Source organism: Streptomyces sp. NPDC015139, from assembly GCF_043079785.1.
Classification (GTDB): Bacteria; Actinomycetota; Actinomycetes; order Streptomycetales; family Streptomycetaceae; genus Streptomyces; species Streptomyces albidocamelliae.
In genome coordinates, this window is sequence record NZ_JBIBUW010000024.1 from 39,169 (window position 1) to 54,727 (window position 15,559).

18 protein-coding genes are annotated in these 15,559 nt (G+C 71.3%); 13 read left to right on the forward strand and 5 right to left on the reverse strand.

What is annotated here, in order from left to right:
• Positions 1–26 precede the first annotated feature (26 nt).
• The 4 genes from ACF08B_RS37355 to ACF08B_RS37370 all read left to right on the forward strand — a co-directional run bounded on the left by ACF08B_RS37355 (position 27) and on the right by ACF08B_RS37370 (position 1,506).
• Positions 27–239, forward strand: coding sequence for a DUF4287 domain-containing protein (locus tag ACF08B_RS37355; RefSeq protein ID WP_392321477.1), 213 nt, complete (start codon positions 27–29; stop codon positions 237–239).
• Between the two features lie 393 nt (positions 240–632).
• Positions 633–830 (forward strand): type II toxin-antitoxin system prevent-host-death family antitoxin, encoded by a 198-nt coding sequence (locus ACF08B_RS37360; protein WP_392321478.1) that lies wholly within the window; start codon positions 633–635, stop codon positions 828–830.
• A 38-nt stretch (positions 831–868) separates the two neighbouring features.
• Positions 869–1,237 (forward strand): DUF6247 family protein, encoded by a 369-nt coding sequence (locus tag ACF08B_RS37365; protein ID WP_392321479.1) that lies wholly within the window; start codon positions 869–871, stop codon positions 1,235–1,237.
• Between the two features lie 68 nt (positions 1,238–1,305).
• A complete protein-coding gene (locus ACF08B_RS37370; protein WP_392321480.1) occupies positions 1,306–1,506 on the forward strand; it encodes a hypothetical protein in 201 nt (66 codons plus the stop codon).
• A 247-nt stretch (positions 1,507–1,753) separates the two neighbouring features.
• Here the strand turns inward: ACF08B_RS37370 and ACF08B_RS37375 are convergent, their stop codons facing one another.
• The 4 genes from ACF08B_RS37375 to ACF08B_RS37390 all read right to left on the reverse strand — a co-directional run bounded on the left by ACF08B_RS37375 (position 1,754) and on the right by ACF08B_RS37390 (position 4,755).
• Positions 1,754–2,371 (reverse strand): TIGR03086 family metal-binding protein, encoded by a 618-nt coding sequence (locus ACF08B_RS37375; RefSeq protein ID WP_392321481.1) that lies wholly within the window; start codon positions 2,369–2,371, stop codon positions 1,754–1,756.
• A 78-nt stretch (positions 2,372–2,449) separates the two neighbouring features.
• Entirely contained in the window at positions 2,450–3,094 is a 645-nt protein-coding gene (locus ACF08B_RS37380) for a TetR/AcrR family transcriptional regulator (protein ID WP_392321513.1), read from the reverse strand.
• A 95-nt stretch (positions 3,095–3,189) separates the two neighbouring features.
• Positions 3,190–3,627 carry an SSI family serine proteinase inhibitor gene (locus tag ACF08B_RS37385; protein WP_392321482.1) on the reverse strand — a complete coding sequence of 146 codons (438 nt, stop codon included), beginning with the start codon at positions 3,625–3,627 and terminating at the stop codon, positions 3,190–3,192.
• A gap of 585 nt (positions 3,628–4,212) precedes the next feature.
• Positions 4,213–4,755, reverse strand: a complete 543-nt coding sequence (locus ACF08B_RS37390; RefSeq protein ID WP_392321514.1) for an MOSC domain-containing protein — start codon at positions 4,753–4,755, stop codon at positions 4,213–4,215.
• Positions 4,756–5,365: 610 nt separating this feature from the next.
• Here ACF08B_RS37390 and ACF08B_RS37395 point away from each other — a divergent pair.
• On the forward strand, positions 5,366–5,620 hold the full coding sequence (locus ACF08B_RS37395; RefSeq protein ID WP_392321483.1) for a hypothetical protein: 255 nt from the start codon (positions 5,366–5,368) through the stop codon (positions 5,618–5,620).
• Positions 5,617–5,991: a PIN domain-containing protein gene (locus tag ACF08B_RS37400; RefSeq protein WP_392321484.1), complete on the forward strand. Its 375-nt coding sequence runs from the start codon at positions 5,617–5,619 to the stop codon at positions 5,989–5,991. Before ACF08B_RS37395 ends, ACF08B_RS37400 begins: the two co-directional genes overlap by 4 nt.
• A 289-nt stretch (positions 5,992–6,280) precedes the next feature.
• Here the strand turns inward: ACF08B_RS37400 and ACF08B_RS37405 are convergent, their stop codons facing one another.
• Positions 6,281–7,207 (reverse strand): NADP-dependent oxidoreductase, encoded by a 927-nt coding sequence (locus tag ACF08B_RS37405; RefSeq protein ID WP_392321485.1) that lies wholly within the window; start codon positions 7,205–7,207, stop codon positions 6,281–6,283.
• Positions 7,208–7,351: 144 nt separating this feature from the next.
• On the opposite strand from ACF08B_RS37405, the gene ACF08B_RS37410 reads away from it, so the two are divergent.
• The 7 genes from ACF08B_RS37410 (at position 7,352) to ACF08B_RS37440 (ending at position 15,498) form a co-directional block, all read left to right on the forward strand.
• A complete protein-coding gene (locus tag ACF08B_RS37410; RefSeq protein WP_392321515.1) occupies positions 7,352–8,386 on the forward strand; it encodes a GlxA family transcriptional regulator in 1,035 nt (344 codons plus the stop codon).
• Positions 8,387–8,992: 606 nt separating this feature from the next.
• Positions 8,993–9,463, forward strand: a complete 471-nt coding sequence (locus ACF08B_RS37415; protein WP_392321486.1) for a lamin tail domain-containing protein — start codon at positions 8,993–8,995, stop codon at positions 9,461–9,463.
• Between the two features lie 296 nt (positions 9,464–9,759).
• Positions 9,760–9,930, forward strand: a complete 171-nt coding sequence (locus ACF08B_RS37420; protein ID WP_392321487.1) for a hypothetical protein — start codon at positions 9,760–9,762, stop codon at positions 9,928–9,930.
• Positions 9,931–10,612: 682 nt separating this feature from the next.
• Positions 10,613–11,347 (forward strand): hypothetical protein, encoded by a 735-nt coding sequence (locus ACF08B_RS37425; protein ID WP_392321516.1) that lies wholly within the window; start codon positions 10,613–10,615, stop codon positions 11,345–11,347.
• Between the two features lie 297 nt (positions 11,348–11,644).
• Positions 11,645–12,277 (forward strand): HNH endonuclease family protein, encoded by a 633-nt coding sequence (locus tag ACF08B_RS37430; RefSeq protein WP_392321488.1) that lies wholly within the window; start codon positions 11,645–11,647, stop codon positions 12,275–12,277.
• 429 nt (positions 12,278–12,706) lie between these two features.
• Entirely contained in the window at positions 12,707–14,353 is a 1,647-nt protein-coding gene (locus ACF08B_RS37435) for a M4 family metallopeptidase (RefSeq protein ID WP_392321489.1), read from the forward strand.
• A gap of 500 nt (positions 14,354–14,853) precedes the next feature.
• Positions 14,854–15,498, forward strand: a complete 645-nt coding sequence (locus ACF08B_RS37440) for an alpha/beta hydrolase (RefSeq protein WP_392321490.1) — start codon at positions 14,854–14,856, stop codon at positions 15,496–15,498.
• Positions 15,499–15,559 lie beyond the last annotated feature (61 nt).

Sequence of the window (15,559 nt, forward strand, 5' to 3'; positions counted from 1 at the left end):
GGCACGTCGACAGGAGACAGCTCCTCATGACCGCATCCGTGAAGGGCCCCGCCAGCTACTTCCCCTCGATCGAGAAGAAGTACGGCCGCCCGATAGCGCAGTGGAAAGACCTCATCCGCACCTCACCGCTGACCCGGCACATGGAACTCGTCGCCTGGCTCACGGCCGAACACGGCCTCGGGCACGGCCACGCCAACGCCCTGGTGGCGCACACCCTGGCCGAGGACACCCACCCGTAGCGCTCACCGCGCCGGGGCCGCCCCCGCCACCGGCGTCCCCGGCGGACGGACCGCCGCCTCCCGCGAGCCGGGGGGAGGGTAGAGGAGCACGCCCGTCACGGGCATCGCCCACCCGGCGCTCGCGAGGGGCGCCCGCACCGATCGGCAGACCCGGTCCGTCACCAGCCCCGAGGTGCGCCGTACGGCCAGGGCGCCCCGCGCGCAGCCCGCCGCGGAGCGCCCGGGTGTCCCGCATCAGCCGCCTACGTCCACGAGTTCGTGCCCATCGACCGCTTGGCTGGGGCAGATCACCCTCGTCGGCGCGGCCGACGGCAGAGGCGCCATCAGGGAGCCGCTGCGGTCACTGAGGTCAGTGAACTATCGCAACTATGATAGTTGGGATAGGTTGCGGGGATGGAGCCGAAGACGTACACGACGATCGACCTCCGCAAGCAGATGGGCGAAATCCTCGACCGCACTCGGATTGCGGGTGAGCCCGCCGCGATCACTCGCAAAGGCAAGACCCTGGCCTACCTCGTGCCCGCCGAGTGGTTCGAGCAGTACATGGCGCAGCTCCCGCCGGCCTCCGGTGCCGACCAGGATGCGGTCTGACAAGGCCGGACCGCAGGCAGACCAGGAGCCCTTTCGCCATGACAGCGCAGCCCGCTCACTTCGAAGGCCCCGGCGGGGACCGGCCCCGCCGGGTGCCGCCCATGCCCGAACGCACCCCTCAGGCCTTGCGCCTGGCCATTCAGGAACACGCCCCGCATCTGCTGCCGGACTTCGAGGCGCACTGGCGCCGTGCGATCGGCGACGCCTTCAACCTCACTCCGGTACCGGCCTTCATGCGCCTGTGGTGGACCCAGTACGCGATCGCCCGCGATCCCGGACTGGAAGCACATTTCCACGACCTCGAAGCCCGTGCTGCGAAGTCGGAGCAGCCGGAGGAGTCGGCCCGGCTCCTGGCCGAGTACAGCCGGCTGCGCCGCCAGGCGGCCGCAGTGGGGCCCGGCCGGTGACCGATGAGCTTCCATGTCCGCCTTGGCAGATGGACTGGACGGCGGAGGCGCTCCAGGAATTCGAGAGCATGCCTGAGGGTGCAAAGCAGCTGGTCCTGTCAGCCCGCGCCGAGCTGATCACCACTCCCGACTCCTACTGCCGCGGCATTGACGCCGATGGGTCCCTGCCCCTCGCTGACCTCGCAGGCGGCCGCGGCTGGCTCATCTTCACGTTCATCCGCCGCCACGCCGACCCCCAGATCACCGTCACGGATGCGTTCTGGGCGTGAGACGGGGCATCCCCGGGCGCAAGGCCCGGGCGAGGCCGCCCGCGGGCCCGGCCGGTCCGTGCAGCAGAACGACAGGTAAGTCATGTCCGGGACGCGACCGGTTCTCCTCAACCAGCGACCCTGCGCGACGAACATCCGCCGTCCATGCCCCGCTCCCGGTGACCGCCGCGATCCCCGAGGGGTGCCTTTGGACGAAGGCTGGACGAGTTGGCGGTCTCCCTCAAGCTCGCGGCCGCCCGGCGACTGCCTATCCGCGCACCGGCCACAGCTCCGGCCGCCTCCCCAGCAGCCGCAGCGTCTCCTCCAGCGCTCCCGCCCCCTCGGCCTCCTCAGGCGTGGGTACCACGGGGGCGAAGGCGGCGCCGGGCCCCCGCAGGGCCGGGTCGGCCGGGACGCGCCGGGCGACGGCCAGTGCCGCGAGCAGCGCCTCGTCCGGCAGAAGGACCTCCACACCGACGGTGGCGGCGACGTCCCAGGCGTGCACCACGTAGTCGACCAGGTGGAAGCCGACGGCCCGGCGGCCCAGGAAGGCGCCGCCCAGCTCCGGCAGCACGAACTCCCGCTCCAGGGCGCCCGGTTCGGCGAAGGCGTCGAGTACGTCCGCCGCGGCCGCGCGGTGTACACGCGCCGGCTCGCTCAGGTCCCGCGGTTCCTGCCAGTGGGCGGTCTCGTGGCCCGCGCCCCGTGCGGCGGCCGCGAAACCGTGGTGCTGAGCCGCCATGTGCGCCACGAGCCGGCGCAGGGTCCACCCCGCACACGGGCTGTCGCGTTCCCAGTCGTCGTCCCCCGCCAGATCCACCACCCGCACCGCCTCCCGCACGGCGATCCGGTTGCACTCGACGAGGTCCGCTGCGTGAAGGGTCATGGACCCGAGCCTAAAACTGTACGAACGGTCGTGCTAGTTGTTTTGGGCGGCCCGGCACGAGCGCAAACGCCGGAGCGGTCACGGGACTTGGGGGACCTGGTGGGGGTCGGTGGCGGCCGCCCGCAGGCGGGAGGCGATGCCTGTGCGGGCCCGCCGGTAGGCGCTCTCCTGGCCGTGCAGGACCGCGATGCCGTTGGCCGCCTCCATCAGCGCCGCGAGCTCGAAGGCGAGCTGGGCCACCTCGGTGTCCGCCCGCAGGCCGCCCGCGCCGACCGCCTCGGCGAGGGTGCGCTCCACGTGGGCCGACCAGTCGTGCTGGGCGCGGACCACGGCGTCGTGCACCGGACCCGGGCGGGCGTCGAACTCGGCGGCGATCTCGTAGAAGAAGCAGCCGCCGGGAAACACCCGCGACCGCGAGTACTCCAGCCATGCCTCGCACAGCCGCCACACCTGCCCGATCCCGGCGGGCTCCGCCGCCGCCGGACGCACCACCCGCTCGGCGAAGACGCGTCCCGCCTCCCGCACGGTGGCGAGCTGCAACTCCTCCTTGGACCCGAAGAGCGCGAACACCCCGCTCTTGCTCAGACCGGTCTCCGCCGCCAACCGGCCCACGGACAACGCCTCCAGGCCCTCCACGGACGCGATCCGCACCGACTGCGCCAGCACCAGCCGCCGCGTCCGATTGCCCCGCTCGACGCGCCCGTCGCCACGCGCCGTGGATATGCCCTTGCCTGCCACGCGGGAACACTAGCGCGCGGCAGGCAACGGCCACTTCCGGGCAGGGCCCAGAAGCCGGGGGCGGGGGAGCGCCCGTGGGATCAGAAGTTGAGCAGGCTGCTCTGCTCGACGGCGTGGTTCATTTCGCAGGAGTTCGCAAAGGTGTGTTTCCACGAGGTGCGCGTGCCCTGCCAGACACCGTCGACCGTGACGGTGACGGGCGACCACAGCCGCGTACACGCCTGGCCGGGCGCCGTGGACAGCAGCGAGTCGAGCTGTCCGCCGGCGGCGCGCAGGTCGGCGCAGGCCGCGGCGGGATCGGGATGGGTGCCGCCGGCGCCGGGCATGCAGCTCAGGGTGACGGCGCGAGCTGCGGTGTCGGTCGTCCCGCCGGGGTGGGTCACGGTCAGGACCAGGGCCGAGGGCGCGTACAGGCCGGCCGGTGCCGCGGTGGCGGTGACCGAGGTGACGGCGAGCGCTCCACCGATCAAGGCGGTGGCTGCCGCGGCGGTGACGGCGAAGCGCAGGTTCGTGCGCATGAGAGCTCCTTCGTGAGGGTCGACGGCCTTGTGGGCCGGGAGCAGCTTCGCCTGAGCAACGGGGCAAGGCCAGTTGACGGACCGTGTTTGAGACGTGCCCCTCTGTGTGCGGGGTGTGAACGCCGTGTGGGCAGGTCACGGGTGCGGCCCACCTGCGGCAGATCTCCATTCAGTTCGGACTAGTGTGAATCTGACTAGTCTTGATGGGGTGAAAGACCAGGTCGCCATGGTCGTCACACCCCGCAGAATGGCCGGAAGTCAGGGCGTACCCGCCCCCACGATGGCGCAGTGCCGCGCCCGGCACACATGACACACACTCACCGGCCCGGCAGGGCAAGGATGTCCGGCGTCGCGGTCGTCCGCGGCCACGTCCGGGAGAGGCTCGATCGGCGGCGGCCTCCGCGATGGAGACACGCGAGCCGGCTTGGGACTGCGCCGCTCGTGCGCGGGTGGTCCGCGGGGCAGTGAACGTCCGCGCCAGTCCTGGCCGTCGGTGCCAGGGGAAAGCACGAGCCGGCCGGGGGGCTCGGCACCTCACAGATCCCCCGCGGCCGTCGTCATGCCACGGCCTGCCCGGGAAGCCGGTCAGACCCGGTCCAGGGGCCGGTGTGGACCGTCCGGAAGGTCCACCTCGATCGTGTCGCCGGGGCGCACCACGCCGCCTTCTCGAACGATGCTCATGATTCCGGCCTTGCGGACGACGTTCCCTGCATCGTCGCGGCCGACGACTTGCTTCAGCAGGCCGCCTTGGAAGGTGTCGATCTGCAGGCAGGGATTGCGCAGACCGGTGACTTCCAGGACCGCCCACTCGCCGATACGCAGCAGGGTGCCGACCGGGAGAGCGAGCAGATCGATGCCACGCGTGGTGATGTTCTCGCCGAGTTCGCCGGGCGCCACCGAGAACCCTTCTTCGCCGACCTCGGTGAAGAGCTCTTCGTGAAGGAGGTGGACCTGGCGCAGATTCGGCTGGGTGGGATCCTGCGCGACGCGCGAGCGGTGCTTGACCGTCACACCGGCATGCACGTCCCCCTCCACACCGAATCCGGCGAGCAGTCTGACGCTGTCCCGGTTCGGCTTGGTGAACGAGTACTCCCCGTTGCTGCTGACCGCCGCCACTCGCCCGCCCATACCCCGAACCCCCTCGTAGGTGACCGTGATCAGCCACGAGCCTAGCCCCCACCGCTCAAGGTGCAGCACTCACGATCAACCGCAGGTGGATGCCCGGTAAGGCCGTCGACGGCCACTGAACCGGTCGAGCCCTTCGGTGCGGCGTCGGGTCCGCCACGACCCCGTTCTCCGCCCGAACGCTCATCCCATGTGTCACAGGGCAGGAAACCCTCCCGTCACTGCGCGCTGACGGCCCTCTGCCTCTGGGGGATGGACGCGACAATCGTCGTCAGTCGATGCCATCGTCGCCCACGGCAGGGCGCAGTCAAGCCGGCATTGAGGAGACGGCGACGCGGGTCGCGCTGTGGCCCAGGTGGTGCTCCTGGACGTGGACAGCCCCCGTGGCCACGGGCCATGGAGGCTGTCCACGGTGGGCCGCTCGGCCGGATGCGCGACGGCGATGAACCCCTCACGGTGCCCATGGCGCCGGACGGGCTCGCCGCGTCTTCCGGCATGTTGTTTGCCGCCGCTCACCTGCGACGAAGACAGCCGGAGCAGGGCCGGGTGCGACCGGCCTTGCGCTCGCAGACCCTCCACCCCGCCTGTGTTCTACCGGCGGTAGAATCGGCTCATGAGCAAGCCGACCAGCATCAAGACCAGCGAGGCTGTGCGTGACCGGCTGCGCATTCTTGCGGACGAGCGCGGCACCACCATTACGGAGCTCCTGGAGGAGCTTGCCAGTCGCGAACTCACGGCAGCTGAACGGGAGCAGCGGGCGGCGGAGGCTGCCCGTGAGCTCGGGGTCGAGTACAGCGAGCAGGTCCAGCAGGCCGGCCAGGACGCCTGGGCGAAGATCCGCGCCCATCAGGGCAGTGCCGCCGTATGAATCTGACGGCTGTCCTGGACCACACCGCTCTGGCCGCCTTGTTCCGCGCGGATCCCTTCTTCACCGGCCTCTATATCGAAGCCTCGCGTGGCACAGGCCGGGTCCTCATTCCGTCGCTGTCCTTGGTGGCTGCCGAGCGCCAGATTGTCGGCGCGGGCAGGCATGCAGCCTCCCTGCGGTTCGCGCAGAGCGTGCCGTTCACTGCGGCGCATGCGGTGGACTCGATCGACTGGAAGGACGTCGGCTGGCCGGTGGTGCACCCGGCGGCGATCGCCTGGCAGGCGATGAAGGCGGGGGAGCCGCTGACTGTCCTGTCACTGGAGCCCGAGCTGTACGCGGGCACGGGCGTCACTCCGCTGAACCCCACCTGACCTGCTGGGCTGGCATCCACGCCGTGGCCGAGGGCCCTGTCCCGATGCCCTTGTGCCAAGGGCAGGGAGCTGGCGGAAGGCGATGCGGCACAGCCGGGAGTCCATCCGCGTAGTGCGGAAGCCTTGGTGCTCTTGCGTCCTCCGGCCTGCCCGCCGGGCGGATCGGGCGCCGCACCCCAAGATTCCGGGACGCCGCCCGTCCGGCCGCGCCCGGAGCCCCGGGACCTGTCGGCCCCGGGGCTGGCGTCTCGCCTCTGCCCGCAGCCGGCCCTGGCCGGCTCGGCCGGGGTCAGGCGACGCTCAGGACGATCTTCCCGGTGGTGCGGCCCTGCTCGCCGATCTCGTGCGCCTTCGCGGCCTCGGCCAGCGGTACGACGCTCTCCACGACCGGGGTGAGCGCGCCCCGCTCGGCCAGGGCGGCGATCTCGCGCAGGCCCAGGTGGTCGGGCTCGACCAGCATCCACACCGCCCGCACGTGGCCGGGGACGTCGGCGGGGACGTCGTCGGGGCCGGGCAGGGTGATCAGCCGGCCGCCCGGGCGCAGCACCTTCAGGGACCGCTCGGCGTTCTGGCCGCCGAGCCCGTCCAGCACCACATCCACGTCCCCGACGGCGTCCTCGAAGCGGACCGTGCGGTAGTCGATCACCTCGTCCGCGCCCAGCTGCCGCAGCAGGTCGTGCTTGCCGGCGCTGGCCGTGCCGATGACGTACGCGCCGCGGGCCTTGGCGATCTGCACGGCCAGGTGACCGACCCCGCCGGCCGCCGCGTGCACCAGCACCCGCTCACCGGCGCGCACCTGGGCGGTGTCCACCAGGGCCTGCCAGGCGGTCAGCGCGGCCAGCGGCAGCGCCGCCGCCTGCACGTGGGTGAGGTTCGCCGGCTTGGGCGCGAGGTGCCGCGCCGGGGCGACGACGTACTCGGCGTAGGCGCCGGCCTGCCGCGGGAACAGCGGCATGCCGTACACCTCGTCCCCGGGCCGGAACATCCCCACGCCCGGTCCGACGGCCTCCACCGTGCCGGAGACGTCCCAGCCGACCGCCGGGATCTCGCCCCACTCGATCAGGGCCCCGCTGGCCCGGGTCTTGAAGTCCACCGGGTTCACACCGGCCGCGTGGACCCGCACCAGGACCTCGTTCAGTCCCGGCTCGGGCCGGGCGACCTCGCGCTCGACGAGCATCTCCGGTCCGCCCCACTGCTCCACGACCACCGCACGCATGCTGTCCGCCTCACTCTTTTCCGTCTCGATCGGATGCCGCCGCCCGGGCCTTCCCGGTGCGACGTGAGTCCACGATCCGGCACCCGCCCCCACCATGGTGTTGGCCGTTTGGCCACTATGTGACAGGATCTGGCCATGAGCGAGATGCAGTGGCCGTGCACCGACCCCCGCCCCGACCGGAGCGCCGACGCGGCCGGGCGGCACCGCATCGCCGTCCTCGCCCTGCCCGGCGTCCCGCCCTTCGAACTCGGCATCCCCTCCCGCGTCTTCGGCAGCGTCCTGGACGCCGGCGGACGCCCGCTGTACGAGGTCACCGTCTGCACCGCCGACGGCGCCCCGGTACTCAGCGACGCCGGGTTCACCGTGCAGCCCGCGGCCGGCCCCGAGGCCCTGGCCGCCGCGGACACCGTGATCGTCCCGCCCACACACGCCATGCCCGAGCTGGGCCGCGGCGGCCCGCTGCCGCCCGAGGTCACCGCGGCCATCGCCGGCATCCGGCCCGGCACCCGCCTGGTGTCCATCTGCACCGGCTCCTACGTCCTGGCCGCCGCGGGCCTCCTGGACGGCCGGCCCGCCACCACCCACTGGAACCTCGCCCCCGAGTTCCGCCGCGCCTACCCCCGCGTCAAGGTCGACGAGGAGGTCCTCTTCGTCGACGACGGCGACGTCCTGACCTCCGCGGGCGTCGCCGCCGGCGTCGACCTGTGCCTGCACATGATCCGCCGCGACCACGGCGCCGCCGCCGCCAACCGCGCCGCCCGCATGTGCGTCGTACCGCCCTGGCGGGACGGCGGCCAGGCCCAGTACATCGACCGCCCGGTGCCCGAACCCACCGTCGCCACCACCACCGCCACCCGCGCCTGGGCCCTGGAACACCTGGGTGAGCCCCTCTCCCTGAACCGCCTGGCCGAACACGCCCGGATGAGCCTGCGCTCCTTCACCCGCCGCTTCCGCGACGAGGTCGGCATGACCCCCGTGCAGTGGCTCACCGCACAACGCCTGGAACTGGCCAAGCAGTTGCTGGAGACCACCGACCTGTCCATCGACCTGGTCGCCCACCGCTCCGGCTTCGGCTCCGCCAACTCCCTGCGGGCCCACATGCGCACCGCCTTCGGCGTCTCACCCGCCGCCTACCGCCGCACCTTCCACCCCCACGACCTCGTCGAAGCGGGCGCCTGACGACGAGGCGGATCCGGAAGGCGCCTCGCCCCTCGCTGCAGCTCCTGCCTTACGCGCCACTGCACACCGTCGCGCGGTGACTGTCGTAGCCGTCTCTCGCCGGGCCGGCTGGTGCGCGACCGCGGGCGGTGCGGGTGAGGGTCCGTCGCGCCTGCAGCCGGGGCAGGTCTGTCAGCGTGTCCGCCACAGGCCGACCAGGTCTCCTGGGGGGCCTATGGACCCCGTCGGCGCGGGCGGCCGCTGGGGCCGGGCCGACGGCTCGTTACTCACTTTCGGGTGATCGCGTCCACGGCGGCGGGGTGGCGGGGCCTAGCGGGATGGTTGCTCCGGGCCTGCAATACCAAGGCGTATATGCCTGAAATAGCGTCAACCTAGTGCATTCAGAACATAGATGGTCGCTACAGGTGAGTGTCACAGAGATCTGGTGAATCTGTAATCACCTGCGCATTTCCCACACATCGACAGGGTTCCGGTTGCAGGGTGTGGGTGTGCGGCCGACCGGCTGCACACCAGCACAACGCACCTCGCTGGCCTGTGGTTTCTGGTGCCCGGGCGGGGTGTGCGCAATGAAGGGGGACCTCGGTGTCCGTTTCTTCTGTTCGTCGTATGACCGCCGTCGCCGCTGTCGCGGCCGCCGCCGTGGGTGCGGTGGCGCTGCCGGCCTCGGCGGCCGACCACCACCCGGGCCGCGCGCACGCCGCGGTGTACATCTCGGGTGTGCAGTACGACTCCCCGGGCCGGGACGACCGCTCGAACCGGTCGCTGAACAAGGAGTGGGTGGACATCTCCAACTCCACCCGCCGGGCGGTGAACCTGGACGGCTGGACCCTCGAGGACGAGGACGGCCACAGCTACACCTTCCGGCACTTCCGCCTCGACGGGCGCTCCACGGTCCGCGTCCACACCGGCGTCGGCCGCGACACCCGCACCGACCTCTTCCAGGACCGGCACAACTACGTGTGGGACAACAACGCCGACACCGCGACCCTGCGCAACGACCACGGCCGGTTCGTCGACGACGCCTCCTGGGGCCACCACCGCCACGGCGGTGACCACCGCGGTGGACACCGCCACTGACCCCCTACCAGTGGCGGCAGGTGACGCCGGTCGGTAAAGCCGGCGTCACTCAGGTGGGTCACCCGTGCGGGTGGCCCACCTTTCCCATGAGGTCACCATCGCGCGCACCCCGCTGGGCGCGCCGGCACCCGGCGGGCAGTGGCTCGCACCCCGGTCCCTGCTTGCCCTGCGGGGCCGCTGCAGCACGAGACGGGCAGCCGGCGCGGGGCGCACGCCCCGCCTTTTTGCGGCGAGGACGGGGCGGGGAGTTGACGGTGCGGTCGGCCGCGTCGTCGTCCTCTGCCAGACTGCGGCGCATGGCCCACCGCCCCTACCCCAACCGTGAGCGCGCCCGCCGACAGGTGGAACGCCACCACAGCGCCGCCGGCACCCGGACCGCGGCGCGTCCTCGCTTTGCCGCCGCGCCCCCCGCTCCGCGCACGGAGAGCGACTCCCGCGTCGGCGAGTACCGGCTGTCCACTCGCTGACCGGCGACCGGGCCGGCTCTTAGCCGACCCCGGGTTGCAGGGCGCCGCCTGCGAGCGAGCCCCTGCAGCACGGCCGGAGCAGGAAGCCGACCCCCTGCCCACCGCCGCCACCAATGGGTGCTCGGCCTTGGAGAGTCCGGCTCGACTCGACGCCCACCGAACCCTCGATCATCTGCACGAGCGGTTCGCCGCCGAGGGGCATCATCCCTATCGCCCGGACATCCACCACACTGCGGCGGCGTGACAGCTGAGGGTGGCCGTGGACCCCCGCAGGATGTTCGCCGCGGGCGCTTTTGACGCAGACCGCCTACAGCAGTGGACAGGACGACTCCTGCTGCAGCCGGGCACAGCGCATGGCCCCGCCGTGCCTACCCGGCGACCGATCGGGCGACCGCGGGCGTCACCCGCCTGGCCGCAGCACGGCCCGCGCCGCACCAGAGACGCCGCGCTGGACTGCGGGATGCCGAACGCGCAGATCCCGGCCGTCCCACCACGATGGCGGTACTGCTCCAGGGCTTGCCGGAAGCGCAGCGGGCCCGGCCGGCGGCCGAACGGTACCCTCGGCCGGGCGCCGGGGGAGCAGTTGGGCCGGATGCCGCCTTCCGGATGCACCCCGCAACGGCCTCGCCACAGGATCTGGACCATGCGGATCTTCACGGTGACCCCGTCCCCTCGTCGGCTGATGCGGCGCGGCGGTGCACGCCATGCCATATCCGCCGCCGTCGCCTCCTGTGTCCTGCTGGCCGGTGCCACGGCGTGCGGGCACGGGACCGACCGGAAGGCCTCCGGCGGTGCGCCCGGCGCGGCCTCGGCCCGCCCCGGCCAGGTGGTGGGCCTGCGTCTTCCGGGGGTCGGGGACCGGATGTTCAGTCAGGTGCCCACCGACACCCGCCAGGCCGTGGTCGTCTACGGCGAAGGCCCCGATTCCCCCGACAGCCTCGTCGTGCTGTACGAGAAGCAGGGCCCGACCTGGTATCGAACGCAGAGCTGGGCCGGACACAACGGCAAGCTGGGCTGGACGACGCAGCACCGCATCGACGACGAGCACAGTCCCGTCGGCGTCTTCACCCTCACCGACGCGGGAGGCACGCTCGCCGACCCCGGCAGCCGGCTGAAGTACTGGTACGACGACAACGCCTACGCCACCATGCTGAACCCGGAACCGGCCCACGCCCACGACTTCGACTACGTCATCGCCATCGACTACAACCGGCTCACCGGCGCTGCGCCGTTCGACTGGAACCGCCCGGACGGCGTGGAGAAGGGCGGCGGGATCTGGCTGCACATGGACCATGGCGACGGCACCTCGGCCTGCGTCACGGTCCCCGAGTCCGGGATGAAGACCCTCCTGCGCACCCTGGACCCGGTGCAGCATCCCGTCGTGGTCATGGGGGACCGCGACCACCTCAGCTCCTGACCACCGCGGGGCGCCCCCCCCGCCCGGCACATCAACGCTTCGGCTGCGCGGCAGCCCGGGCGACGACGGCGGCGCCGGGGCCGCCGCGCAGCCTTTGATGGTTGAAGCCTCACACGAAACAGGGGTGCAGGGGGTGCCTGAGGTGCGCGAACGGCCAGCACACAGGGCGGCCATGACCACCGAGTGAAGGTCGCGTGGGGGAGTTGTCGTATTTGATCGACGCGCATAGCGGACGATGCAACGGCTGCGGTTTTCTCGTGTGCACATCTCCAACCCCCCACACCATTTGGAGAGTTCATGCGCCATGCCGTCTTCGGCCTGCCCGCAACCGCCTTACTCCTGATCGGGGCCGGCGCGTCTCCCGCCCTGGCCGACCCGCCCCCGCCGCCGTCGACGGCGACCGCCCGGCAAGAGCTGGCCGCGCTCACCGTGGACAGCCCGCACTCGATGGACGGCTACGCCCGAGACAAGTTCGACATCTGGTCCACCCAGCCGGGCGGCTGCACCACCCGGCAGACGGTCCTGGCCCGCGACGGCAAGGGCGTCGAGGACAAACCGAGCAGCTGCCAGCCCACGTCCGGTTCCTGGTACTCGGCGTATGACGACGCCACGGTCACCGAGGTCGCCAAGGCCACCATCGACCACATGGTCCCCTTGGCCGAGGCCTGGCGCTCCGGCGCCGACACCTGGAGTGCGGACCAGCGGAAAGCTTTCGGCAACGACCTCAAAGACCCGCAGCTGCTGATCGCCTCGGAGTCGTCGAACACCTCGAAATCCGACAGCGGGCCGGCCGACTGGAAACCCACCAACCACGCCTTCTGGTGCACCTACGCCAAGGACTACACACACATCAAGTCCGTGTGGAAGCTGACCACCACCGACCAGGAGAAGACAGCACTGTCCTCCATGCTCGACACCTGCACCACCTGAACAAACCCGCAACTGCCCCGGCCGGGCAGCCGCGGTGACACGGGTGCAGGCCTCAGCCCTGGCGTGCCGGACACCGGCGCAAAACAGCCGACCATGCGCGGGCTTGGGGCATCGGCGCCGTTGAGGCAACAGCCGTGCGCGGTTGTGCGCCGCGGGGGCGGCACGCCTCGAGCACGGCTGGGAGGTCGGCTCACGCGGAGCCGACCGCTGCAGGCCGCGCCGACGCGCGGCGGAATCGGTGTGCCGTTTTCCCTGGTGGGAGCGGTCGGCCGATTCTCGACCAACATCACTCAGCAGGTAGTGACATGGGCATGTCATACATGTCAGGCTCTGTTCACCGCTGCACGAGCACCACCCGTCCCAGAGCCGCTCCTGGCCGGCCCCACACCGGCCCGGCGGCATTCCCCCCACAACAAGGAGCCCTTCCTCGTGAGCCTCCTCAACGTGCGTCACCAGCGCACCACTTTGGCCATCGCCACCGCGGTGGCGGCCGGCGCCCTGCTCTCCACGGGCCTGGCCACCAGCGCCTCCGCCCAGATCCCGGCGGAACCCACAGCCGCGAAGCCGCTCGCCGCGGCCCCGACCACCCTGTCGGCCGCCGCCCGCACCACACTCATCCACCAGGCGCAGGCCGGCGCCGCCACCACCGCGCAGCACATAGGCCTCGGGGCCAAGGAGAAGCTGGTCGTCAAGGACGTCGTCAGGGACACCGACGGCACGACCCACACCCGCTACGAGCGCACCTACGCGGGCCTGCCCGTGCTCGGCGGCGACCTGGTCGTCCACACGGCCAAGTCCGGCAAGACCGAGGGCGTCACCAGAGCGACCACCTCCGCCATCAAGCCCGCCTCACTCACGCCGCGGATCACCGCCGCCCACGCCGAGAAGCAGGCCGTCTTGGCCGCCAAGACCCTCGGCTCCGCCAAGTCCTCCGCCAACAGCGCACGCAAGGTGATCTGGGCCGGCTCCGACACGCCCGTCCTCGCCTACGAGACGGTCGTCGGCGGCCTCCAGGACGACGGCACCCCCAACCAGCTGCACGTCATCACCGACGCCGCCACCGGCAACAAGCTCTTCCAGTACCAGGGCATCGAGACCGGCGTCGGCAACACCCAGTACAGCGGCAAGGTCGACCTGACCAGCACCCAGGCCGGATCGTCGTACACCCTCACCGACGCCACCCGCGGCGGCCACAAGACCTACAACCTCGACCACGGCTCCGACGGCACCGGCAAGCTGTTCACCCAGGACAGCGACACCTGGGGCGACGGAAAGGCCTCCAACGCGGGCACCGCCGCCGCGGACGCCGCCTACGGCGCCCAGGAGACCTGGGACTTCTACAAGAAGACCTTCAACCGCAGCGGCATCAAGAACGACGGCGTCGGCGCCTACTCCCGCGTCCACTACGGCAACGCCTACGTCAACGCCTTCTGGGACGACAGCTGCTTCTGCATGACCTACGGCGACGGCACCAAGGACGCCGCCCCCCTCACCTCCCTCGACGTCGCCGGCCACGAGATGAGCCACGGCGTCACCTCCAACACCGCGGGCCTGGAGTACTCCGGCGAGTCCGGTGGCCTCAACGAGGCCACCAGCGACATCTTCGGCACCGGCGTGGAGTTCTACGCCAACAACGCAACCGACGTCGGCGACTACCTCATCGGCGAGAAGATCGACATCAACGGCGACGGCAGCCCGCTGCGCTACATGGACAAGCCCAGCAAGGACGGCGGCTCCGCCGACTACTGGTCCGCGGACGTCGGCGACAAGGACGTCCACTACTCCTCCGGCGTCGCCAACCACTTCTTCTACCTCCTCGCCGAGGGCAGCGGCGCCAAGAAGATCAACGACGTCAGCTACGACTCGCCCACCAAGGACGGCTCCACCGTCACCGGCATCGGCCGCGACAAGGCTCTGCAGATCTGGTACAAGGCGCTGACCACGTACTTCACGTCCAAGACCGACTACAAGGCGGCCCGCGAAGGCACCCTGAAGGCGGCGACGGACCTGTACGGCGCGGACAGCACCGAAGCCAAAACAGTCGCCGCGGCCTGGACCGCAGTCGCCGTCAGCTGACACCCCCAACCCACCGGGGGCGGCACCAGGGACCTTGTAACCCCCTGCTGCCGCCCCCGGCGCACGCCCGCCCCGACTCTCTCCGTCGCAGACACCCAGCACCCAGCGTTCAAAAGGGATGCCTGTCCCCTGAAAACCACCGCGTCTTCGTGCAGAGCTCCTCCAGGGCGTGGAGCGCAACGCCGCCACGTCCTCGAGCGGCGCGCGGCGCGCTCAACTCGGTGGCGTCAGCAGCGGGTATCAGGAAGCCCGCGCGCATGGTCGCGGTACTACAGACCGATTGGGGTGAACGGCGCGGGCATCCCTCGCGACGGCCCCGACCTGCTGACCGGCACTCAGGCCAGGCCGGCCTGCGTGGGTAGGGTGATGCGGTTCGTGACGGACGAGTCGGGAGTGTCGCGGTGGCTGCAGAAGTGGTCGTCAGGACGGGTCTCCAGTACGGGGCCTGCGGCAAGCTCATGGACGTGTACCAGCCTGCGTGTGCTTCGCAGCCTGCTCCCGTGGCGCTGCTGTGGCACGGCCGGGGCCCCGATGAGAGGGACGTTCTGGCGCCCGTCGCTCGCGCCGCTGCGAAGCTGGGCGTCGTCGTGCTGGTGCCGGACTGGCGATCCGACGCTGCGGACGGCGGGCGCACGCACCTGAGGGAGTCGGCCGACTATGTACGGCACAACGCGGCCGATTTCGGCGGGGATCCCGAGCGGATCACGCTCGTCGGCTGGTCACTGGGCGGCAAGGCTGCGGTGGCTGTCGCGGTGAATACCGCCGCGTTCGGCAACTGGAGGCCGCGCGCCGTCGTGGGCATCGCGGGTGCCTACCACTCGGTGGCACCGACCACCGGCACCGTTCCCCTCGACGACCTCCGCCTGGGCGACAGCATGGTGCCGCCTGTGCCGGTGTGGCTCGTGCACGGCCTGGCCGATGACGTGGTGGACGTCGAGCGTTCCCGCGAGTTGGCCACAGCTTTGGAGAAGCGGAACTGGCCGGTGTCGCTCACTGAGGTCGCAACCGATCACGCCGGCGTCATCATGACCGCATTCGACCCCGGCCGCGATCGCTGCCTACCCAGCGCTGCCGGTCATGCCGTTGAGGCGGGGGCGCGGACCGCCGGCATCCTGGCCCGCGCTGCCGGGATCACTACTCGGTAACCCAGGAGTGGGTCGTGATCTTGCCGGTCAAGGCTGCCGCCAGACGCTCCCGGCGGCCTGC